The following is a 20,564-nucleotide window of genomic DNA, read 5'->3' as shown; positions in this document are numbered from 1 at the left end:
TTCCACACTCTGTAATCCACTTCTATCCAGGTTCTTTTCGCCATGAATGAACCGCTGGTTTCCCCTATACGTAGGCGAAATATCAATTTCTTCATGAAATGTCTGCCATTATTAATGGGGATCCTGATATTGTCAGGCTGTAGTCTGAACTCAGTTCCCACGCCTGATTATCCTGAGAATGGCGATTCAGCAGTCATTTTCGTACCCGGTTATTATGGGACGCAGTTGGTTCGAGAGTCAGATGGCAGTCTGGTGTTTATTACGCTCAGCCAGGTGCTGTTTGGAGATCAGTCGTTGACCATTCCTGTGCCCGGCTTGGGCTTTCAAGAAACGATTGATCTGCAACCTGAGGGCATCTTTGAGACGTTTCGCGTCGTCCCGCTTGTCTATTCCATTGAAGTGTATGGCTCCCTCCTGGACCGACTACGGGTTTCCAAACCTAGGGGCGGGGAGGTGATTCCCTTTACCTATGATTGGCGGGGGGACCTCATGGGTGCCGTCAGAAGCTTTGATGGCCTTATCCGAAAACTTCGTGACCGAGGCAAGAAAGTTTTTTCTGTTGTTGCCCATAGTATGGGTGGTCTGATTGTCAGCTATTATTTACGGTATGGGACACAAAATATCGACACTGCCGTGGAGACCTGGGAGGGGGCAAGAGAGTTCAGCCGCGTGGTGATGGCCGGGGTGCCCTTTCTGGGGGCTATGAACTCGTTTCGGAATATGAACTTTGGTGCGACCATCGGTTGGAATTCGTCGCTTCTAAGCTCTGAGGCTTACGCGTCTTTCCCGGCCAGTTACTATCTCTTACCGGTTGCCGGTTCTGATGAACTGATCACACGCGAACTGAAGCCCTTACACGGTGTGATCAGAAATGCCGGACAATGGCGACAGTCCGAATGGGGACTGTTCAAGAATAAACAAACCTTATCCAAAGAAGTCGTTGATGCGCGTGCCGCCTACCTGTCCTTTTGGCTTCATCGATCGGAGCAGTTTTTGGAACTTCTTCACGCACCTCTCTCTTGGAAAAACCCGCATGAACTCTCCCTTCTGTACCTGTATGCGAAAGGCACATCGACCTTGGCCAAAGGGGTGTGGACGGGAAATCCTGGAAAGGGCTCTGAATCCTTGTTGTTTGAGAATCCCGATCTGGTAGCCGCAGGTCTTGCAGGGAATCATCCCACTGTTTATGCGGATGGAGATGGAACAGTAACGGTGTCATCCGCTTGGCTTCCGGAGGCCTTTCGTCAGAGCTTTCAACCCACCATACGGGACTATGAGGTTGGACATACCGAATTGGTCACGACCCCGGATATTCAAGACGATATCATAAAATTTCTCAATAAACCGTAAAGGCAAACCTCCCCCTGAATAATAGATGCAGGGCTCATTATTGTGTGGTTGAGTGTGCGTGGGAAAACTTTAAGGCCAACTGAGAATTCTCAAACATAAATTTTTGGCATATGAATTATTCGTGGCCTTGTATCTTCTTCTGGATCCGAGAGCGGTGGTTCCCTTACGGGCCTTATGGCTTTGGCTGTCGGAAATACGATTGCGGGTAATCTGATGATGTTTGCTGCGGCCAGGGATGTGATGACTACCAGCGGGCGGAGCAGGAAGGTTACACCTTGAGTTTCAGGACTTTTGCTTGGATCGGAGTGCCGTTAACGATTCTCCGAACGCTGGTCTATGCCATGTATCTTGAATGGGGTGTGTGGGGTAGATGAGTGTCAGAAAGCTTCATCACCACCTTCATGCGTTACAGCGATGCTGTGCGGCAAAACATTTACGGTGAGAGTGCACGGATGTAATGCACCAGGTACAGGACCTGTTCATCGGTGAAGGTGTCAGCCCAGCCATGCATTTCGCCTCCCCCTTTTTTAATTATGGAGAAGAGTTGCTGGTCGGTTTTGGCCTGTGTCATTTGAGAGGTCAAATTGGCAGGATCCTGTTCCAGGAAAGGACGCAGGACGCCTCTCCCGTCCCTCTGAGGACCATGGCAATCTTGACAATATTGTTGAAAGAGCGCTTTGCCGGGTTGGGCCTGCTCTTCCATGGCTAGAGCCGGGAGGAAGGGTAGAAGGATGATCGTCGAGACGATGATCGCTCCCACAGATGAGTGCAAAAATTTCATTTGGATTACAATCAAGATAAAGGGTTCAGAGCCCCACCTCTTCAAAAACCTATGAGGCCTATCATCGTCACCCCAGTGGCCTCCTTGCCATTTGGCACCTCCTGTTTCACTGGGACCTTTTTTGCTCCGGGTCACGTCACTTCTAATCCGCCGCGGTTAGGATCTATTCCTTTTTCTTGATGAGCACCGCAGACCTTACCGAACCGCCACCGGTCTCCACATTCACAAAAATCATTCCTGTGGAAAGGTTGTCGGGCGCCGTTGCTTCTATTCTCTCATTTCCCTTGAGGGTGAAATCCTTCGCATTTTCGTACCCGAACGTGACCGAGTGCAGGCATTCCTTTTTTTGCCCAAAATCTTCTCCCATGATGACCACTTTAGCGCCTGGCTGAAACTCATCGGGTTCAATTTTTGTAATTTTTGGCCGGCGGCTTGGGTCGCAAACCGGATCCGCCTTGATTGTTTCCTCACTAGAGACCGAAGGTGATTCGGTGGCGGCCATTTGGGAGGGAAGGCCTGATTGGGCTTGTGCCTCGGTCATCCATAGGTTGTCGAATCCGGCAAGGGGTCCCATCATGATAAGGACTAGAATTGTCAGTCTCATAAGAATTCCTCTCTGGTATAAAAATGAGAAACAAGCCATACCTACTTCAAAGATGTTGTATTTAACCCTGAGTGAATCCCCTAAAGCTAGCCCTCATTTAAAGATTCATAGCGGTCCTTTTTCCACCAAATTTTAAGGCACCGAAGGTTCATAAGGCGCTAGTCGTCTGATGTAGGCGGTGACTGCGCGAATTTCTTCGACACTGAGCTTGTCCCACCACCCGTGCATAGGACTGAAGGCCAGTCCCCAGATAATTGCTGAACGAAGGTCAATCTCCGATTTGGTCCGGGATTTCATGCGTTGAAAATTGGCGGGCGGGACGATGAGCGCAGCAGCGTCCGGTCCATCGCCTTTTCCCTGGATACCGTGGCACCTCACGCAGTGGGCTTGATACACAATCTCGCCCTGTGAGGGATCGATTTGCGGTTCCTGGGCTCCTGTGGGTATAGCCCACCCGATCAGCAGTATCAGACTCCAAACCTTAATGCGGGATTTCATGAGATGTCTCTCCTTGCCAGTGTCGATAGGGAATAATCGGCTAAGGCCCGGGATGCGAAGGCGGTCCGCCTTATTTTTTAGGTTGTGATGTTTTGGATTTTTTGCGCGGACGTACAGAGCGTTTGGGGCCTTGCCACTCGACTCTAGCCAGTTTGTCTTTATGTGACCATTGGTAGGTGATCCTTCCTTTGAATGCCCGATCGAGATGTTTCCCCAGGCGTTGTGCAAAGTGTTCGGTGGTTGTTTCGATATCCGCTCCGTCAGGACGTGTACGAATGGCCATGATCCGTTCCAGAGGATTGTTATGCCTCGCCTGACTTTCCTCGTTATGAAGGAGACCTAAGATCTCAGCTTTGTGGGTGCCCCAGTCTGGCCAGTGAATGGCGAGGTATCCTTCCGCGTAGCCGTCTCGTAGTTTCCGGCAGGCAGGACAGACAAAATTCTGTGGCACCATGACTTGCCTGGTTGGTTTTTTGGGGGCACCTGCGGTTGATCGGGAGGAACCGGTGGAGGAGGTTCCTGGAAGGCTCCAACGTTTTCGGTGATACACGGCATGACAATCCGGACATTGAAGGAATCCCTTGGGGGCCGCTTTCATTGAATAGGGATCATCCCCTGTCAGTTCTTTCTTCTTGTACGATGGGGAATAACCTTGCCGTTTTGATATTGCCATTATCAGTGCCTCGCTTTTTATAGTGAATCCATTCGCGGTGTGACGCCAATCTTTAATTAGTCCAAGATTCATGCCGCCGTTTGTGATCGAATCTTTATGTAATAAGAAAGAACGAAAATGTCACCCACAAGAAAAAAATTGATGTCGTTGACTATTTATTGAATGAGAAAGCAGGTTGAATATGTCCCATCCTGCCACATGGCAAAAGAGTTCATCCGTCCCACTTTGCCCCAATCCACATAGTGGAGGTGATGATTTTTCAACTCATGTATGTGAACTCGGGAAGGGAAATATCCCATCAGGCAGCTTGCCAATGGGGGGATATGGCCCACCGTCGGTTTAGATCGCAGACTTTAGAATGTCACGGGTGGTGTCAAATTGCGGGGTGAGAGCTTTTGTCTGGGCTTCGTGGGAGCGGCGCTGATATATGAGCTGTTTTGCTTGGCGAGAAAGAAACAATATTATTGGATCAATGTCTCATTCACGATTGAAAAAAGTCGATTAATCAGTTCGCCCGATAGGGAACCGACGGCTGTTGCCACCAGCGCTGACAACAGGATGCCGAAGAAAATGATGAAGAGAAACCTCATGAAGGGCTCCTTATTCTGATGATGGCCGTAACGTACGGGTTGATTGTTGGAGGAACTCATTGGGCTTTTCCATTATTTTCTTGAGTGCCAATAGATTAGGTGAAATTTAAATGATTTCCGATTCAATGGAGCGCTATATTGGCTACCATTTATAGCTGTGGTGAGGCTGACAAGAATATGCCTCAAAAGATGGGGAATTAAGGTCTCGTGTGTGCTGGTTAAGAAGTCCGGGGAAGTTTCGGGATTGTGGGGGAGGCAAACCGGATAGAGGTTTGGGACATTCCAGATAGAAACTGACAAAGAGAAAAGTGAAGAGCCGGATTCGCTTCTCGGCTTCGTTTCTTAGATGATTGGCCACACCGGTTGGCCCGGCAATCGCTCTGTGTTCATATTCGACATATACAAGGGGGAGGGGAGGAAGACCGGATCGTTCTCTGGTCGGCGGTTACGGTGGGTGGGCTAGGTCAGTCGATCTTAATCGTTGTTCTCCAGAACTCATCGCTGCAGTCTACTGGTTGGAAAGATTGTGGATCTGTTGTTCCAGTTCTTCGATGCGGTCCAACAATTCCAAAGCCACGCTGACTCCCGGCCAGTTTATCCCTAAGTCTCGATGTAACCGGAGCCCCCGGCTTAAGCGGTCAATGGCGTCTTCGGGAAACAACACCATCCCCTCCGGGTCCGGTTCCGGCGGTTGAATAATTTCCCATTGCAAACAGACCTCCAGCATGTCTTTGCCGATCCCCAATCGGGTACAGACTTCCTCCCGGCGAATTCTCCCGAATGTGATAATTTCCGCGGTAACCTGTTCTAAGGATGGTTCTGAGTCGTCAGTCATTGGCAGCCTCCCGAAGAAGTGTTGAACGGGGATCAGGGTGATCGAACTTAGCTAATTGCTCATAGAGTTGTTGTTCCTCGGAAGACGGAGTCTCAGGGGTGACGATGTCTAGAACCACAAATTGATCTCCATGCCCTCCTGTTCGTTTGGGCAGTCCCTTACCCTTTAATCGCATTCGTTGTTGGGATTGGCTGCCAGCGGGAACTTTCAGACGGACGGTTCCTGATAAGGTGGGCACCGGAATGTCGGTGCCCAAAACGGCCTCCCATGGCCAAAGCGGGAGAGTGACCACAATATCTGAATCTTTGCGTTGAAAGACGGGATGAGGGGCAATTTGTACATGAAAGAATAAATCCCCTGGTGGTCCTCCTCCGCGACCAGGCGCGCCTTTTCCTTTCACCCGAAGTCGTTCGCCATCTCGAACTCCGGCTGGAATGCGAACTTCGATTGAGCGAGGGGTTCCCCCGGCATCAGAAAGATTTAAGGCACGGCGCGTTCCGGTGAAGGCTTCCCGGAGTGAGATCGGCAGATTGGCTTCCAGGTCGGCCCCCGCCATCGCGAAGCCGCGAAAACCGGCCCCTTCCCGTTGAGCCCCCTGCCGGAACATGCTCTCAAAAATATCACTGAAATCAGCGCCTCCCTGGGTAAATCCACCAGGACCTCCCCCCGGATACGCTCCACCGCTCTGTTGGCGGGCACGTTCATAGGCCTCGGCTTCCTTCCAGTTCATGCCGTATTGATCGTACTTTTTTCTGTTTTCCTCATCCCCAAGGACTTCATAGGCTTCGTTCAGCTCTTTGAATTTCTTTTCCATTTCCGTCTTTTTTTCGCCGGGATGTAAATCCGGATGATATTGGCGTGCCAGTCGACGATAGGCTTTTTTGAGCTCTTTGGCGTCAACGGTTTTTTTGACCCCCAGTATGTCGTAAAGATCGCGTTGTGCGGATGCCATAGATAAAAATCCTTGACTAATTTAAGAAAGGGCTAGGCTCATGAAGAACAGCAAGGTGTAAAGCTAGCGTGTTTCCCTAAAAGAATACAAGAGCCCAGGATGAGGCCGTGCACGCCTCTTTGAGGAAATTTCGTAGCGGGGTAGCTATGGGCCGGGGGGCTCACCGGGGGACCCAAATGATAGTACGTATCGTACTGCGCAGGATACGCACGCTCAACGTGTATTAGCCTCGGATACCACAATCTGGTTCAGAACCTGTTTAGCCTTGTCTTTTCGACCAAATGGCGGGATCTCACCTCCTTTTTGGAGCAAAAAAACAATAAAATTCAATTAGAAATTTTTCTCATATACTATGACAATAATTTTCATGACGACATTTGGTGGTGGCTCAGTTTTTTTGGTTTGGGGGCACTACATGGGTGCCCCCTTCTCCCAGGATGCAGAAACCTCCAGCCATTCAAAATTAGGGGGTAATCGAGAAAAAGATCGTGCTCCGTCCGCGTTGGAGGAGCAGCAAAACTCTATCTTTGGATCCGAGTTTCCCTGTGAACCGTTGAAAGTCATCCGCATTGTTGACGGCTTCACGATTAATTTCAAGAATAATGTCACCTTCCCGTATGCCGGCCCGGAAAGCGGAACTCTCGGGATCAACCTTTGTCACTTTCACGCCCTTTTTCCCTAAGGGCATGGATTCCGCGGTGATCCCCGATAAGGCATGATGTCCCCTCAATTCCCCTGTCGAGGCGAGTGCTCTGACATCTTTAGGCATTTCCGAAAGGGTCACATGTACTTCACGGGGGTTTCCATCCCGGAGGACCTCTAATTTTACTGGAGAATTGGGCACACTTTCCGCCACCAAAGATCGGAGATGCCGGGTGTCGGCCACAGTCTGCGAATCATATTTCCGAATGATATCTCCGCGTTGGATACCGCCCTTTTTTGCAGGGCTGTCTTCCATCACTTCGCTGACCAGGGCCCCCTGCGTATCAGGAGTATCAAATTGGGCTTGGAGATCTGGGGTGAGGTCCTGAATCGAAACGCCCAGCCATCCTCTGACCACCTTTCCATGCTGAATAAGGCTGGCCTGAATAGACTTGGCCATGTTACTGGGAATGGCAAAGCCAATGCCCATATATCCCCCGGAGCGGCTGAAAATGGCTGTATTGATTCCGATTAATTCTCCCTGAAGATTCACTAAGGCCCCACCAGAATTGCCGGGGTTGATCGCCGCATCGGTCTGAATGAAGTCTTCATAATCGACAATTCCCACATTGGCCCGACCCACCGCACTGACAATTCCCATGGTGACGGTTTGGCTTAGCCCGAATGGATTGCCAACGGCCATCACAATTTCACCGACCTGTAATTGATGGGAATCTCCCCATGGCAAGACAGGCAGATTCTTGGCCTCTATTTTGAGTAGAGCCAAATCCGTTTTGGGATCAGTTCCTATGACCTTGGCTGAAAAGGTTCGTTTATCGGATAACAGCACCTGAATGGCATCACTATTTTCAATCACATGATTATTCGTGATGATAAACCCGTCGTCACTCACAATGACCCCGGAACCTCCACCTTCTTGACGAGGGGAGGGAGGCGTTTCGAACCGCCGTTCAAATTCATCCCCGAAAAATCGACGGAAGAAGGGATCATCAAAAAATGGTGATCGCAATGTTTCCGGGGTTTTGGCCGTGCCGGTTCTGGAAATATTGACCACAGCGGGACGCGCCAGCTTGGCTACCTGAATAAGTGCGTTGCTCTGAGCCTGAGCGTCTTGTTGCTCAAATGAGAGTGCACCAGACACTAAGGGTTTTGGGGAGGAATCCGAAAGAGGCGTACCGCTCACCTTCAATTGTGGTGAGAGGCCTGGCAGAAGACTTGAGTCCCCGGCGATTCCCAGGCCCAAACATATACCAGCGATGAGCAGGGCCATGCCAATGAAGGTGAAGATGCCCACGCCCCTTCCATTCCATTTTTTACCTAGTTGGGATTGACTCATCATTGGACCTCACGAAGAAAATTCGACTATGTGAAAAGAACCTTCATACAAGCAGTCTTGTTTCACATCAATAAGGACAAAGCCTTAAAGCTCTAAAATATTCAAAAGTTTGTGTCTGTTCCCTGGGTAGTTCATTCAAAAAATCCAATGAACCATTTCAGAATCAGCGCGTTGATAAATATGATCACTCCAATACACCCAATGATAAGCAATTCGAACATGGGGCACCTCCTGTCATTTCCTGCGTAGGGGATCGAGTCAATAGGATGCCGGATGCCGCGCTGTTGAACCGGTGAAACGCTTCTGAATATTTCTGAAATAAGACCAAACAATTCTGGAGTCAAGAGACCGACGTTATGGAAATCCCGTTACCCGGAAACGTTCTTGATCCGATATCCGGCTTCAAGGATAATTGAACGAGGAGCGAATTCGGGGATTTTTGAAATGACTCTTTTAGGATGGATTTATGAAGATAGGCTGTTTTACGTCATCAAAACCAGGAAGCCGCGGAAAGGAAATTATTCATGGGGAATTTATGAAATTCTCATATACGGGTCTCCGATTAGGAGGATAGATAAAGTGACTTGACTTCATAGAAAGCATGATTATTCAAACATTTAAAGCCATCACATAATTGATTTTTGGATTTTTATAATCAACACTCACGTAACCCCAAAGAATGGAATGGGGAGTCCGTGAGGGGCTATTTTCGTTGAATCGGCAGTGGAAGGGGGTTGAGGGTTACATTTGGGAAATTGAAAAGGTGTTTAACGTTATGGACAACGTTTGGTCGCGATTTCAATACGGCAGGAAATATAAAAGCTGGCGCTGGATGAACCTTATTCCCCAAGGGACTATTCTTGTGGCCACGCCTTTTATCTATGCGATGATCATCCCTTTGTTGGTTTTTGATCTCTGTGTGGAATTGTATCAGCGGGTGGTTTTCCCTTTACTCGGACTCCCGCTCCTATCACGTCAAGAGTATATACGGCAGGACCGGCATCGTCTTCCCTATCTGAATCCGTTTCAGAAAGCCGGTTGTCTATATTGTGGATACGCCAATGGATTACTCCAATAGGCTTCTCGAATTGCAGCCGAAACAGAAAAAGTGTTCTGTCCCATCCAACACCAAAGCGGCGGGAAATTCCATCCACCGGCTCATCACATTGATTTTGCTCCGTATGGAGATGCTAAGGAATTCCAAAGAAAAATGGGTATCTAACGGACAAGCAATGCGTGCATTCCCATTTGATGTGATTACCTGAGTCCGGTCAGGGGAAACACCTTCGTCGCATTACCTTGTGCTTCGGCTTCTTTGTACCTTCTATACTCACTTGGGAAGATTTTCAGAAAATATTTGGATCAACCCGATTTGGTTGGGAAATTGGAGGGATCTATGCCACTAGCTAGATGTGGCTACGAGAAAGCCTACGCATTAATCTTGGATAAGAGGCCTGAAATTGACTGAACAACTCTTGAGTAAGTGATAGCAAACCGATGGATTGGCTTAATTATCACCACCTTCTGTATTTTTGGGAGGTGGCTCGAAAGGGGAGCATTAAAGAGGCCTGCGAAGAACTGCATGTCACGCAACCCACGATCAGCAGCCAACTGCAAGCCCTGGAGGAGTCACTCGGGCAACAACTCTTTATCCGACGGCCGCGTCGCCTCCTTCTCACGGAGGCCGGTCGTCTGGTTTTTCGCTATGCCGATGAAATTTTCTCACTGGGCCGCGAGATGACCCAGGCGCTGAGCGGGCAACCGCCTGATCGTCCGAACCGGCTCATGGTGGGAGTGATAGACTCCCTGCCCAAAATGGTCGTCTATGAACTCCTGGCGGCGGCCCTCAAGTCAGAAAGTCCCACTCAGATTATTTGCGAAGAAGGAAAGCTTGAACGCCTACTGGCGGATTTAATCATCCATGAACTTGATGTGGTTCTGGCCGACACCCCGATTCCTCCGATCCTTCGAGTTCAAGCCTATAATCATTTTCTTGGCGAATCCGGCGTATGTTTTTTTGCAACTTCGGGATTGGCCAAGGTTTATCGAAAGGGGTATCCGAAGTCCTTAAATTCAGCACCGTTCTTATTGCCCAAAGCCAATACAGCACTTCGCCAAGATCTGGAAGGTTGGTTTGCTCTTCATGATATTCATCCGCACCTGGTTGGAGAGTTTGACGATAGTGCGATGCAAAAGGCCTTTGGGCAAGCAGGAAAGGGGATTTTCCCCGGTTCCTCAATCATGAAGACTGAGATTTGTCGCCAGTATCAGGTAGAGGTGGTGGGAGATGCGGATCACGTTAAACAACGATTTTATGCCCATACAGTTGATCGCCGGATTAAGCACCCGTCCGTACTCGCGATTTCAGAATTCGCCAAACAAAGAACCTTTAGATTGGGTAGAAAATAAGGGAATCATGGGAAAGAGCCGGACCGGTCATGTGATAATTTTCTTTTGTGGAGATGACGGTATTCTCCTAGCCCCAAGAGAAATGCTCCATTCACAACAAGAGGCCCGGCTTCCTCCCTCCTCCGATTACGCCACTTTTTTCCTGGTATGGAGGGACCCGGGTTTTTGGTCGGTATCCTCCTTAAAGGAAGCCCAAATTGCGGCACTCCACATCAGAAACATGAGCGTCAACATGGCAATGATTGCTTCTCCTAACATGCTCATCCTCCTTTCGATTTCGTGATGATTTCAACTGCTCCCATTTCGGAATAGGTTCCCAGTCCTAACAATCAAGTTTCAGTGTTCAGTATGAAGAAAAGGTTTTTACCTACAACCCATTCAGACAATCCATCTCAACACGTGTTATTTATGATGGACTCTCACTGAGCGAGCGTGAGCGAGGGGTGCCACGCATCGAGGTGTTCGTATCTTCCGAATCTGAAGCACGATCTTGAGGCATTTCTTCAAGAGCCGCCAACCGTGAGGCTTCATCACGATGCCAGGCCACTTGGTCCCTTAGGGTACTTACCTTTTGTAAAGTTGTCCCAATAATCCTTTTTAGACCATCCCGGTGAAAGCCTTTGGCATCCAGGTAGGGCTTCTTCTCGTACTTGGCGACCTTTTGATTCAACTCCCTCACCTTGGCCCCCAAGTCTGCGGCCTCTTGTTCGAGTTTCTGGGCCAGGGTCAGATGAAACTCAGCTGAATTGATTGACAATTCTATTGGGTCAATCTGAAACGAAGGCTTTGTCGTATCGGCAAACGTGTATCCCCCCGTTCCAACCATGAAGATCAGTGCTGTGGATAACATCATGATGCTCTTCATCGTTTGACCTCCTTTCATTGGGTTGAGGATTTGAATATTCAACTTCATTTGCTATGCCGAGACGTCGTTCATAATTGGTTCGGCCGCGCTTTTGTCTTTCCTTCTTTTAAGATAAGCCCTCAAAAGCATAGAGGCAAATTGAAAAAAATTATAAATAGAATCGAAAAATTCAATCCATGCTTCCTAATTATGGCCGTTTAAGTCCTACGGCAATGAACGGAAATACTCCTTCTGGAATTTCGGAATTATTTATTGTCAGGTAAAACTGACCGATATCGAGTGTGGGCTACATCTGAAGAGGGGATCAGGCAATAATGCCCGTTAATGTCGGAAGAAGCATGACCAGGGGAAACCATGTTTGCGATGTCCGGCAGTTGGCGTTGTTCTGCCAACCGCCGGGTCACAAAGTGAACCTGGGTGGAAAGCCTTACGTTATGGCAATTTTTCGTACAGCCGGTTTTGCGGCGGGATCTTTCGCGATAGTGATGGTCAAGACGCCATTCTTAAATTTTGCTTCGACGGTGTTTTCATCCGCATCCGTTGGGAGAGACAGTATGCGTTGAAACGAACCGTATGAACGTTCGATCCGATGATAGTGTTTATTTTTGTCTTCTTGCTCGGTTCGTTTTTCGCCCTGAATCATCAAGGTCCCGTCTGCAAGCGTCATTTGAATATCTTTTTCAGCAACGCCTGGCACCTCAACGGTAATGGTGTACTGCTTCTTGTCTTCACTGATATCGACGTGCGGCAGAATGAAGCCCCCCCACGAACTTCCGTTTTCCCTTCCTCCCGCCCATAGAGGGAATCCTTGAAAAACGTTGTCAAACAGTTGGTCGAGGTCACGATGGAACCGAGCCAGAGGATGGTCGGTCGACCTGGATACGTTCTGACTTCGTGCTGATTGAGATTGTTCTTCCTCTTTTTTGAACCAATTCCAGGGGGTAAGAAGATTTTTGAGTTCCATGATGGATGTCCTCCTTTCGTCGAATAATTTGAATAAGATGGTGTTTCATGCCTGGCACACCGGAGACGTCAACCTTGAAAGAAATCATCCGGCATGACCTATTTCCTCCGCCGCACCATATCCGCTGACGAAATATCTTTTATATAAAACAGAGCTAATTCATGTTTCGACAAAGTCAAGCCATCTGAGTGGAGGTGAGGGAAGGGCGGCAGGAACGCCAGAACAGTTGGGGATGAAGACGAGGTGGTCTTCATGCCTCTTGACTTTTTTGGACCTGAAATTATTTTAATGATTAAAATCAGAAATGATTGAAAAGCTAGGATGAGAGGAGGTGAATGTTATGGGTGGTATTATTGAAGGCGTGCTTGCCAGTGTGGGACTAATGGCGGGTGTGATCGTAGCCCTCACGGCTTTGTTAGTTGGCGATGGTCCAAGCTCATCAGAGCTGAAAGGGTCTTACCGAAAATCCCGTACCATTCTCCCCAGTGATGAGCGGGTTGCTGCCTAACGCAGAGATCTTCAGGCCCGCTTAGTGGAGGGCCTTAATTGATTTTTTCCCTTGCTTCTGTTCCTGATTCGGCCAAGAGAGAAAGGAGGATGTCAATTATGAAAAAATTTATCGTTGTTGCAACAGTTGTGATAAATGTATTGTTGATTGGGTCACTGACATTCGGAAATCCCGGTCTACTTCCAAAGCATCCGGGCTATCCCATGGGTGATTTCAAAGACCCCGTTTTAGGCATGCCGACGGCGAATGATCCGGGAGAGAGTCCACCATCACTTGAAGAGTCATTGAAGGAAGCCGCAGCGTTTCATGATGCTCATGCCATCGACCCCATGAATGAGACTCGACCCAATATCGTGTATGACGTGCAGAAGACTGTCCCTACGGGATCTGGTAACAATGATAAGAGCAAAAAGTGAATGACGGTATGACGAGTATCCATGTCACCATCAATCTGGAGTCAGGAACAGGGGTATTGAAAGAGGGGATCATTTGATCCCCTCTTTTTATGATGGATGGGCAAAAGGAATGAGAAGCTGAAAGATTTCCGTTGGCAAGGGCATGCGTTTCACCCGGCTAAGGGGTCAGAAATGCCCGGCGAATGGCCACCAGAAATTCATTAATGCGTGGTAGATCGCGTTCATTCCCGCAGACAGCAATTAATTGCTCTGCCTGTGCAGTAAGTTCTTCCCCCCAATCCATCACGTCTCCTAACCGGTATTGTCCATTTTTGATGTGAGTCAGTCGTTCTCCTGCCGATGTGTCCGTAATGCGGATGTGAAAGCTTCCCGACTTGAGCAATTCACACAGATTGTAGAGAACACGGATGTAGGCAGCTGCATACTTTGCCGGACGTCCATCTTTCTTATCCAGCAATTTGGTGCGTTGATTGTTGGCATAGTTGGTAAAGGCCTCAAAGGCTTTTTGGGGCGACCAAAGCGCCGGCAGCAGCATGCGCAGTTGTTCTCCCCAGGCATCGGCTGTGATGACAGGGGCCACCAGCGTTTCAAGAATCAGGGGATGTCCTTGTGTCCCCAGCAGAAGAAATTGGCCGATCTCCCAAGCCGTTTCATCGCCATCACCTTTGGTCCACTGCGAGCCGGGATATTTAAATCCCAACTGAAACATTTCCTCCGTCGGCATGACATAGACCCGCCGGTAATCCCGGTCGCTCTTGTCAGAGGCCAAGCCATGGGCATGGGAGCCCACGAGAACTTTGAGAAGAGTATGTGTACGATCGTCGGCCTGAGGATTCATGATCATTCGTTTCGAATCTACATCGTTAAGGGTGTGTGAACCCAAAGACGGTCAGGATGAGACCGCCGGTTGTCAAAATGGCGATCATTCCAGGCGCCACATATTTCATGAGCGGTTTTCCCCCGAACCATCCTGCTAACAGAATCTTCACGATCGTATTGGTCATGGCTGCCAGGGTGATGGCTGTGGCGGCTGTCAAGGCCAGCAGCCCGTCCTGCTGTAACCGGACGATTGACAACATGATGGCATCGACGTCCGTGGTCCCGGCTAAGAGACTGGACGCATACAACCCTTGATCGCCCAGGTAGGTTTGGGCGGCTTTCGAGATGAACAGGACTCCGGCATACAATAGACCAAATCCCAGGGCTGGACGTAATTCAAATGGATTTCGATGGGATATGTCTTGACCATCGGACATTGTTCGTTGCGCTTTGCCATACAAAATGAAACTCATGACATACCCGCAGACGGCCATGCCCCCCAAAGGCGCAAGAAGCATCAGGAACAGATCCGGTTGCAGGAGGCTCACGATCACCAACATCCTGGCAAACATGGTGCTGGATGCCCCAAGGATGGCCATCGCTCCCGGCAGGGCCAGACGTGGGTTCGCCCGTGTTTTATTAGCCATGCTCATGGTGACGGCGGTTGACGACACGAATCCTCCCAGGATTCCCGTCGTGGCAAGGCCTTTATTGGAGCCGATGATGCGAGTGCAGAGATATCCCAAAAAACTGATGCCCGCAATGAGAACGACCATGATGCCGGTATGGAAGGGATTGAGGACATCTAGAGGACCGTATGTGCGGTTGGGGAGGAGTGGCAACACCACAAGGGCTAAAATGACAAATTTGGCGGTGGCGTAGATATCATCATCGGACACCTGTTGCACCACATGATGCAGTCGTTCTTTTAACGACAACAACGCCATGACCACCCCCGCGCTTCCGACGATGAGAAGATACCGATGGGGGGCGTCAAGGGGGAGGGCAGGGAGTAAGGCGAGAACACCCAGGAGAAATGTGATCAAGGCTGCCAGTGGAGTAATGATTCCCGGTGACTCCTTCCGACCCCATTCCTTTTCATACGCCACAGCCAGGAGCACGCCAAGAATCAGGAGAGTGGCAATAATGGGCCATACGCCAAGGGTTTGGGAGATAAACGCCGACATGGCCCCGGCAAGGGCAATTAAGGGAAAGGTTCGTACGCCGCCGATGCCGGTTTTGCGCTCTACGCTCAGATCCTGCTGACGTTCCAAGCCAATCAATGTCCCTGCGGCAAGGGCTACGAGAAAGCCGAGAACAGATTCTTCAATAGTCATCACGGTCATGTCTTATTGAAAACAGGAAGTTCAAAGCAACAGAATGAGGACTCTTCATCTATTTGCTGTTCATCCAATACTCACTCAATAGGATGTGAGAAGCAAGAAACGGGCTCAATAGAAAATGCCTCGGCGGCGATAGGATGGTACCTGGTCGGGTGAAAGGCCCGGTTTTGTTTTCAGAACTTTTCAAGGTATTCTGAGATCCGGTTCCTCCACAGACCTAACGGTTCAAAGAAAGATGGAGCCACCCCACCATTCCACATGGATTTTTGTTGGCTCTGTGAAGGGTATCAAAGGGTATCCGGCATGATGAAGTCCAAGGTTCCCCACATGAACACTACACCTCATTGGGCACTGGCAGGTAAGACATACCTGGCATGGATAGTGTGTTCGTGTGTTTTGGTGGGGAGTGTCTTGGATGACGGGTTGGCGCAAGATACACCCATCTTTACCCACCGGGAAATCTTTCATCCCGTCTATGCCGAACATGGAATTGTCGTCAGTCAAGAGGCCACGGCAACCCGTGTGGGTGTGGACATATTAAAAGCCGGAGGGAATGCGATTGACGCGGCGGTAGCAGTGGGATTTGCGCTGGCTGTCACGCTTCCCCAGGCGGGGAATCTCGGGGGCGGCGGGTTTATGCTGATTTACGCAGCAGAGAAGCCTGTCGCGATGGCCCTCGACTACCGCGAAGTCGCTCCTGCTGCCTCATCACCACAGATGTTTCTTGATGCGGAAGGCACGGTCGATCAGTCACGCCTTCGCTACAGCCATCAATCTGTGGGGGTTCCCGGCACGGTCGCGGGTTTGGTGGAAGCGCTTGAAACATATGGCACCCTTTCTCTGCAGGCCGTGCTGGCTCCGGCAATCCAACTTGCCAGGGAAGGAATCATCGTCTCCTCTGATTTGGCCGCAGCGCTACAAGAGCATGCGACACAGCTTTCTCGGTGGCCCTCCACTCGCCGCATTTTTTTTCACCCGGATGGGACGATGTTCCGGTCCGGGGATCGATTGATCCAGAACGATCTGGCGTGGTCGCTTCAACAAATTTCCAAGCAGGGGGCAGGTGCCTTTTATGACGGTCCAATCGCGGAGCGTGTGAGCGCCGAGATGCGTGCCCACGGAGGATTGATGACCAAAGAAGACTTGGGTCGCTATCGTGCGGTCTGGCGGCAACCGCTGCGGGGAACGTATCGCGGATACGACATTGTGTCGATGCCCCCGCCCAGTTCCGGGGGCGTTCATTTGATACAAATGCTGAAAATCCTGGAACACGAACCACTCAAGATATTCGGCCACAATAGCGCCAGGACTATTCATTGGCTGGTTGAGAGTATGAAGCTGGCTTATGCAGACCGGAGCCGATGGCTGGGCGATCCTGAATTCGTCGAGATGCCCGTGCAAGGTCTGATCTCCAAGGCATATGCGAAACATTTACATGCTTCTATCGATCCGCAGAAGGCTCGTCCTTCATCAAGTATTCGGCCCTCCAACCCTTTGCCTTACGAGGGGCGGGATACCACACACTTTTCGGTCATGGATAAAGAAGGTAATGTCGTGTCGAACACCTATACTATCAATTTCAGCTTTGGCAGCGGCATTGTGGCCGTGGGAACCGGAATTTTGTTGAACAATGAAATGGATGATTTTGTGGCGAAGCCCGGAACGCCCAATGCCTATGGTCTGATGGGATCGGCGGCCAATGCGATTGAACCCGGAAAGCGCCCTCTCTCCTCAATGACTCCGACCTTGGTTTTACACAATGAAAAACCCTTCCTCGCCACCGGAAGCCCGGGGGGAAGTCAAATTATTACCACGACACTTCAACTTATTTTAAACGTCATTGATCATGATATGAATCTGGCCTCTGCCACCGCAGCGCCCCGTGTCCATCATCAATGGATGCCCGACGAATTGCGAGTGGAACGCGGATTGAGTCCGGACACGTTGACCCTTCTTGAACAATGGGGTCACACCATTACGGTTGGGGAAACCATGGGTGGGGCTCAAAGCATTCTGAAGGGGCCGCAGGGGTTCTATGGGGCATCCGATCCTCGCAAACCCGACTCCCTGGCCGCCGGGTATTAAGCTGACAATGTCATTTTGAGGGGAGTACAGTAATTTATCTCAATCACCCTCAACGCAGGAGGTGGGTATGCTTGTACGTGAAGTGATGTCCACAGGAGTGTTGACGGCGTTTCCAACGGACTCGGTTCGAACGGTTGTGATCAAAATGTTGAGTCGGCATTGCGGGGCGATTCCGGTCATTGATCAAGAAGAGAATCTGATCGGGTTGGTGGCTCTTCGAGACGTGATATTACCGCTTTTCCCGAATTTTGGTGACTATATCCATGACAATGTTCACAGCCGGGATTTCACCGAGATGGAGGACGGATATCCGGAAGCCCTGAAAAAAAAGGTTGAAGAGGTGATGAGCCGGAACCCTTTGACCGTCTCGCCCTCCACGCCGATCTTAGAGGCCGCTTCCTACATGGGTGTGAAGAATTTCAGGAGAATCCCCGTCGCGGAAAACGGCAAACTGATGGGAATGGTTAGCATCGGCGATATCAATCGCGGCCTGTTTTTCGAGCGAGGGTGTTAGGAGCCTGTCGGACTTAGGAAGAATCGGCTGCAACAGTGTCTCAGCGGTCCATATTGCACCGCTTTCTTGGCCCATAGTCCCACTATGGGCCTGCGAAACCGTCAAAATCTGGCCTCGCTCAGCCGCTGTTTCGCTTTCGATCCCCTAAGTCCGACAGACTCCTAGGCCTTTACAGCACATGTAAGACTCCCGCGCCCTGGATGGTTCCGGCTTTTAATTGTTGGAGTGCCAGATTGGCTTCTTCTAATTGAAAGGGAACCGTGTGGGTGTGAATGGGAATGGCAGCGGCGGTCTCCAACAGGTCCAATCCATCCTGCCGGGTGTTGGCGGTGACGCTTTGGAGTGTCCGCTCCTGAAACAGATCGAGTGTATAGTCCAAGGATGGAATGGGGGTCATATAGATGCCGGCCAAGGCGAGTGTGCCGCCTTTTTCCAATGCCCGAAGTGCCGGAGGCACCAGCTCACCCGCCGGGGCAAACATGATCGCTGAGTGAAGAGAGTTTGGTGGCATCTCTGAGGCCGTCCCGACCCACACCGCTCCCAGTTGACGAGCCAGGGTGCGATGTTCTTCCCGTAAGGAACAGACGTAGACTTCACAACCCCAATGCCGGGCGACTTGAATCGTAATATGGGCGGAGCCACCGAATCCGTACAAGCCCAGCCGCTGTCCGGGTTTCACCTGACTGCGGCGTAAGGCACGAAAGCCGATGATGCCGGCACACAATAGGGGGGCGGCCTCTTCGTCCGTAAACACGGATGGAATAGGGTAGGCGAATTGTTCAGAGACCAGTGCGTATTCGGCATACCCGCCGTGGACGTGATAGCCGGTGAAGGTAGCCTGTGTGCATAGATTTTCCCGCCCGGCCTTGCAGAATTCGCAGGTCCCGCAGGTTCCCTGGAGCCAGGCGATTCCTACTCGATCACCTTCTTTGATCTGCTTGACTCCTTGTCCCACACGATCCACGATGCCGACGGTTTCATGTCCGGGGACAATGGGACGCGTAGACGGGGGCAGTTCGCCTTCGACGACGTGCAGATCAGTGCGGCACACTCCGCAGACATGAACCTTGACGCGAACCTGGCCGGGACCCGGCTCAGGTTTGGGGATATCGCGAGCCCGTAAAGGACCCGTCGCGACATCGGCATCCTGTTCGAGGATCATGGCATTCATCATTCACTCCTATGCGGTGAAAATGTAGATTATCCCATTCAGGCATTGGACGAACTGGTGATGATAATCTACCCAGAATTGTCATTCTGAGCCAGCGGCGAAGAATCTGTGCCCGGGTGGAGCCACGATATCATAAAACCCAATCCGGTCCGAGTTTTACCTTCCTCGTGTTTGTGTTAGATGGGATCGCACTGTTTCGAGAAATCATTGGACAACTGTCTCGTTAAATTGATACGTACTTCGGGCAACATCGAGTCGGTTCTGTCCACCAGGGCCTCATCATATCGTATCCGTCGGGACAGGTGAAGGGCAGTCAAGAACACAGCATGAAGCGATCAAGGCCGAAAGCCGCAAAACCCCGTCGCCCCAAACCTCTCTGGAATATCGGTTCGCAGAGAAAGCCTCGTGTCCGGCGATTCCGGTGGATTCGCCTCATTCCGTTTAAAGCGATATTTATTCTTCTCGGCCTTTATGTGGTATTTGAGATTCTCACCTTTCCGTTTCTCTCGATCGCCCGGTTGCCCACGGAGAATCCCACAGAGTCCGCGCTTATGCGGCAACGCATCGACGAAGCGCATGCTCAAGGCACCACGCTGAAAATCGATTACCGATGGACGCCGCTCTCACGCATTCCGCGTCACGTTCGTATGGCCATTCTGGTATCCGAGGATGGTACATTTTATTCTCATACCGGCGTGGATTGGCATGAGGTCCTGGAATCTATTGAAACCAATTTGGAGAAAGGACGGATTGTTCGGGGGGGCTCGACCATTACCCAGCAATTGGCCAAGAATTTATACCTCTCGACCTCCCGGGATCCGATTCGCAAAGGTAAAGAACTTCTCATTACCTGGATGTTGGAATCGACCTTGAGTAAAAAACGTATTCTGGAACTTTATCTCAATATCGTTGAATGGGGACCAGGCGTGTTTGGCATTGAGGCCGCCGCCCAACGTTATTTCCACAAGCCGGCCTCGCGGCTTTCTATGGATGAGGGCGCCAGACTGGCAGCGGTCATTCCCAGTCCCCTTCGACACCAGCCCACGGAAACCACATCATACGTGGAGAAGAAAAAAGAACTCATCCTCCGTCGGATGTCCACCCGGTGAGCGAGCTCCTCTCCTCCCTATGCCAAATGGGCAAGCGATTGTGAAATTTCGCTTAAGGAACTCACAATACATTCTTTTC

The 20,564-nt window shown here is 50.4% G+C and carries 22 protein-coding genes; 8 read left to right on the top strand and 14 right to left on the bottom strand.

The window, feature by feature from the left end; genetic code table 11:
- The first annotated feature begins 93 nt into the window (after positions 1-93).
- On the top strand, positions 94-1,350 hold the full coding sequence (locus tag ACTRXD_RS10555) for a lipase/acyltransferase domain-containing protein (RefSeq protein WP_442431776.1): 1,257 nt from the start codon (positions 94-96) through the stop codon (positions 1,348-1,350).
- A gap of 433 nt (positions 1,351-1,783) precedes the next feature.
- Here the strand turns inward: ACTRXD_RS10555 and ACTRXD_RS10550 are convergent, their stop codons facing one another.
- The 8 genes from ACTRXD_RS10550 to ACTRXD_RS10515 form a co-directional block, all read right to left on the bottom strand.
- The gene (locus ACTRXD_RS10550) at positions 1,784-2,131 is read right to left on the bottom strand and encodes a c-type cytochrome (RefSeq protein ID WP_442431775.1); all 348 of its coding nucleotides are present in this window, start codon (positions 2,129-2,131) and stop codon (positions 1,784-1,786) included.
- Between the two features lie 163 nt (positions 2,132-2,294).
- Positions 2,295-2,735 (bottom strand): hypothetical protein, encoded by a 441-nt coding sequence (locus tag ACTRXD_RS10545; protein ID WP_442431774.1) that lies wholly within the window; start codon positions 2,733-2,735, stop codon positions 2,295-2,297.
- Between the two features lie 132 nt (positions 2,736-2,867).
- Positions 2,868-3,233 carry a c-type cytochrome gene (locus tag ACTRXD_RS10540; RefSeq protein ID WP_442431773.1) on the bottom strand — a complete coding sequence of 122 codons (366 nt, stop codon included), beginning with the start codon at positions 3,231-3,233 and terminating at the stop codon, positions 2,868-2,870.
- Between the two features lie 70 nt (positions 3,234-3,303).
- Entirely contained in the window at positions 3,304-3,906 is a 603-nt protein-coding gene (locus tag ACTRXD_RS10535) for a BCAM0308 family protein (protein ID WP_442431772.1), read from the bottom strand.
- 461 nt (positions 3,907-4,367) lie between these two features.
- Positions 4,368-4,496, bottom strand: coding sequence for a hypothetical protein (locus ACTRXD_RS10530; RefSeq protein WP_442431771.1), 129 nt, complete (start codon positions 4,494-4,496; stop codon positions 4,368-4,370).
- 508 nt (positions 4,497-5,004) lie between these two features.
- Positions 5,005-5,331, bottom strand: a complete 327-nt coding sequence (locus tag ACTRXD_RS10525) for a chaperone modulator CbpM (protein WP_442431770.1) — start codon at positions 5,329-5,331, stop codon at positions 5,005-5,007.
- A complete protein-coding gene (locus ACTRXD_RS10520) occupies positions 5,324-6,283 on the bottom strand; it encodes a DnaJ C-terminal domain-containing protein (RefSeq protein WP_442431769.1) in 960 nt (319 codons plus the stop codon). Before ACTRXD_RS10520 ends, ACTRXD_RS10525 begins: the two co-directional genes overlap by 8 nt.
- Positions 6,284-6,746: 463 nt before the next feature.
- Positions 6,747-8,240, bottom strand: coding sequence for a DegQ family serine endoprotease (locus ACTRXD_RS10515; protein ID WP_442431768.1), 1,494 nt, complete (start codon positions 8,238-8,240; stop codon positions 6,747-6,749).
- Positions 8,241-9,057: 817 nt separating this feature from the next.
- Between ACTRXD_RS10515 and ACTRXD_RS10510 the strand changes: the two genes are divergently transcribed.
- Positions 9,058-9,360: a hypothetical protein gene (locus ACTRXD_RS10510; RefSeq protein ID WP_442431767.1), complete on the top strand. Its 303-nt coding sequence runs from the start codon at positions 9,058-9,060 to the stop codon at positions 9,358-9,360.
- A 419-nt stretch (positions 9,361-9,779) separates the two neighbouring features.
- On the top strand, positions 9,780-10,691 hold the full coding sequence (nhaR, locus tag ACTRXD_RS10505; protein WP_442431766.1) for a transcriptional activator NhaR: 912 nt from the start codon (positions 9,780-9,782) through the stop codon (positions 10,689-10,691).
- 126 nt (positions 10,692-10,817) lie between these two features.
- On the opposite strand, the gene ACTRXD_RS10500 is transcribed toward nhaR, so the two are convergent.
- The 3 genes from ACTRXD_RS10500 to ACTRXD_RS10490 form a co-directional block, all read right to left on the bottom strand.
- Complete coding sequence (locus ACTRXD_RS10500) at positions 10,818-10,949, bottom strand: hypothetical protein (protein ID WP_442431765.1); 132 nt, start codon at positions 10,947-10,949, stop codon at positions 10,818-10,820.
- A 148-nt stretch (positions 10,950-11,097) separates the two neighbouring features.
- On the bottom strand, positions 11,098-11,556 hold the full coding sequence (locus ACTRXD_RS10495) for a hypothetical protein (protein WP_442431764.1): 459 nt from the start codon (positions 11,554-11,556) through the stop codon (positions 11,098-11,100).
- Between the two features lie 427 nt (positions 11,557-11,983).
- Positions 11,984-12,520, bottom strand: a complete 537-nt coding sequence (locus ACTRXD_RS10490) for an Hsp20/alpha crystallin family protein (RefSeq protein ID WP_442431763.1) — start codon at positions 12,518-12,520, stop codon at positions 11,984-11,986.
- A 340-nt stretch (positions 12,521-12,860) separates the two neighbouring features.
- Between ACTRXD_RS10490 and ACTRXD_RS10485 the strand changes: the two genes are divergently transcribed.
- Positions 12,861-13,028: a hypothetical protein gene (locus tag ACTRXD_RS10485; protein WP_442431762.1), complete on the top strand. Its 168-nt coding sequence runs from the start codon at positions 12,861-12,863 to the stop codon at positions 13,026-13,028.
- Positions 13,029-13,126: 98 nt separating this feature from the next.
- Positions 13,127-13,444 carry a hypothetical protein gene (locus ACTRXD_RS10480; protein WP_442431761.1) on the top strand — a complete coding sequence of 106 codons (318 nt, stop codon included), beginning with the start codon at positions 13,127-13,129 and terminating at the stop codon, positions 13,442-13,444.
- 157 nt (positions 13,445-13,601) lie between these two features.
- On the opposite strand, the gene ACTRXD_RS10475 is transcribed toward ACTRXD_RS10480, so the two are convergent.
- A complete protein-coding gene (locus tag ACTRXD_RS10475; protein ID WP_442431760.1) occupies positions 13,602-14,282 on the bottom strand; it encodes a DNA polymerase beta superfamily protein in 681 nt (226 codons plus the stop codon).
- Between the two features lie 25 nt (positions 14,283-14,307).
- Positions 14,308-15,609 carry an MgtC/SapB family protein gene (locus tag ACTRXD_RS10470; RefSeq protein ID WP_442431759.1) on the bottom strand — a complete coding sequence of 434 codons (1,302 nt, stop codon included), beginning with the start codon at positions 15,607-15,609 and terminating at the stop codon, positions 14,308-14,310.
- A 324-nt stretch (positions 15,610-15,933) separates the two neighbouring features.
- On the opposite strand from ACTRXD_RS10470, the gene ggt reads away from it, so the two are divergent.
- Both ggt and ACTRXD_RS10460 read left to right on the top strand, forming a co-directional pair.
- Positions 15,934-17,691 carry a gamma-glutamyltransferase gene (ggt, locus tag ACTRXD_RS10465; protein ID WP_442431758.1) on the top strand — a complete coding sequence of 586 codons (1,758 nt, stop codon included), beginning with the start codon at positions 15,934-15,936 and terminating at the stop codon, positions 17,689-17,691.
- 67 nt (positions 17,692-17,758) lie between these two features.
- Positions 17,759-18,205 (top strand): CBS domain-containing protein, encoded by a 447-nt coding sequence (locus ACTRXD_RS10460; RefSeq protein ID WP_442431757.1) that lies wholly within the window; start codon positions 17,759-17,761, stop codon positions 18,203-18,205.
- Between the two features lie 169 nt (positions 18,206-18,374).
- Here the strand turns inward: ACTRXD_RS10460 and ACTRXD_RS10455 are convergent, their stop codons facing one another.
- Positions 18,375-19,379 (bottom strand): zinc-dependent alcohol dehydrogenase family protein, encoded by a 1,005-nt coding sequence (locus ACTRXD_RS10455; RefSeq protein ID WP_442431756.1) that lies wholly within the window; start codon positions 19,377-19,379, stop codon positions 18,375-18,377.
- A 323-nt stretch (positions 19,380-19,702) separates the two neighbouring features.
- On the opposite strand from ACTRXD_RS10455, the gene mtgA reads away from it, so the two are divergent.
- Positions 19,703-20,485, top strand: coding sequence for a monofunctional biosynthetic peptidoglycan transglycosylase (gene mtgA, locus ACTRXD_RS10450; RefSeq protein WP_442431755.1), 783 nt, complete (start codon positions 19,703-19,705; stop codon positions 20,483-20,485).
- Positions 20,486-20,564 lie beyond the last annotated feature (79 nt).

Source organism: Nitrospira sp. T9 (assembly GCF_052156535.1).
Lineage (GTDB): Bacteria > Nitrospirota > Nitrospiria > Nitrospirales > UBA8639 > Nitrospira_E.
The sequence above is the reverse complement of the archived record's forward strand: the minus strand, read 5'-3'. Positions and strand labels throughout refer to the sequence as shown.

Bases quoted from the DNA above. Each gene is read 5' to 3' on its own strand.
- ACTRXD_RS10520 (WP_442431769.1), bottom strand. From the start codon at position 6,283: ATGGCATCCGCACAACGCGATCTTTACGACATACTGGGGGTCAAAAAA.
- ACTRXD_RS10460 (WP_442431757.1), top strand. From the start codon at position 17,759: ATGCTTGTACGTGAAGTGATGTCCACAGGAGTGTTGACGGCGTTTCCA.
- ACTRXD_RS10525 (WP_442431770.1), bottom strand. From the start codon at position 5,331: ATGACTGACGACTCAGAACCATCCTTAGAACAGGTTACCGCGGAAATT.
- ACTRXD_RS10510 (WP_442431767.1), top strand. From the start codon at position 9,058: ATGGACAACGTTTGGTCGCGATTTCAATACGGCAGGAAATATAAAAGC.
- ACTRXD_RS10485 (WP_442431762.1), top strand. From the start codon at position 12,861: ATGGGTGGTATTATTGAAGGCGTGCTTGCCAGTGTGGGACTAATGGCG.
- ACTRXD_RS10495 (WP_442431764.1), bottom strand. From the start codon at position 11,556: ATGAAGAGCATCATGATGTTATCCACAGCACTGATCTTCATGGTTGGA.
- ACTRXD_RS10540 (WP_442431773.1), bottom strand. From the start codon at position 3,233: ATGAAATCCCGCATTAAGGTTTGGAGTCTGATACTGCTGATCGGGTGG.
- ACTRXD_RS10500 (WP_442431765.1), bottom strand. From the start codon at position 10,949: ATGTTAGGAGAAGCAATCATTGCCATGTTGACGCTCATGTTTCTGATG.
- ggt (WP_442431758.1), top strand. From the start codon at position 15,934: ATGAACACTACACCTCATTGGGCACTGGCAGGTAAGACATACCTGGCA.
- ACTRXD_RS10555 (WP_442431776.1), top strand. From the start codon at position 94: ATGAAATGTCTGCCATTATTAATGGGGATCCTGATATTGTCAGGCTGT.
- ACTRXD_RS10545 (WP_442431774.1), bottom strand. From the start codon at position 2,735: ATGAGACTGACAATTCTAGTCCTTATCATGATGGGACCCCTTGCCGGA.
- ACTRXD_RS10550 (WP_442431775.1), bottom strand. From the start codon at position 2,131: ATGAAATTTTTGCACTCATCTGTGGGAGCGATCATCGTCTCGACGATC.
- mtgA (WP_442431755.1), top strand. From the start codon at position 19,703: ATGAAGCGATCAAGGCCGAAAGCCGCAAAACCCCGTCGCCCCAAACCT.
- ACTRXD_RS10490 (WP_442431763.1), bottom strand. From the start codon at position 12,520: ATGGAACTCAAAAATCTTCTTACCCCCTGGAATTGGTTCAAAAAAGAG.
- ACTRXD_RS10480 (WP_442431761.1), top strand. From the start codon at position 13,127: ATGAAAAAATTTATCGTTGTTGCAACAGTTGTGATAAATGTATTGTTG.
- ACTRXD_RS10455 (WP_442431756.1), bottom strand. From the start codon at position 19,379: ATGATGAATGCCATGATCCTCGAACAGGATGCCGATGTCGCGACGGGT.
- ACTRXD_RS10470 (WP_442431759.1), bottom strand. From the start codon at position 15,609: ATGACCGTGATGACTATTGAAGAATCTGTTCTCGGCTTTCTCGTAGCC.
- ACTRXD_RS10535 (WP_442431772.1), bottom strand. From the start codon at position 3,906: ATGGCAATATCAAAACGGCAAGGTTATTCCCCATCGTACAAGAAGAAA.
- nhaR (WP_442431766.1), top strand. From the start codon at position 9,780: ATGGATTGGCTTAATTATCACCACCTTCTGTATTTTTGGGAGGTGGCT.
- ACTRXD_RS10475 (WP_442431760.1), bottom strand. From the start codon at position 14,282: ATGAATCCTCAGGCCGACGATCGTACACATACTCTTCTCAAAGTTCTC.
- ACTRXD_RS10530 (WP_442431771.1), bottom strand. From the start codon at position 4,496: ATGAGGTTTCTCTTCATCATTTTCTTCGGCATCCTGTTGTCAGCGCTG.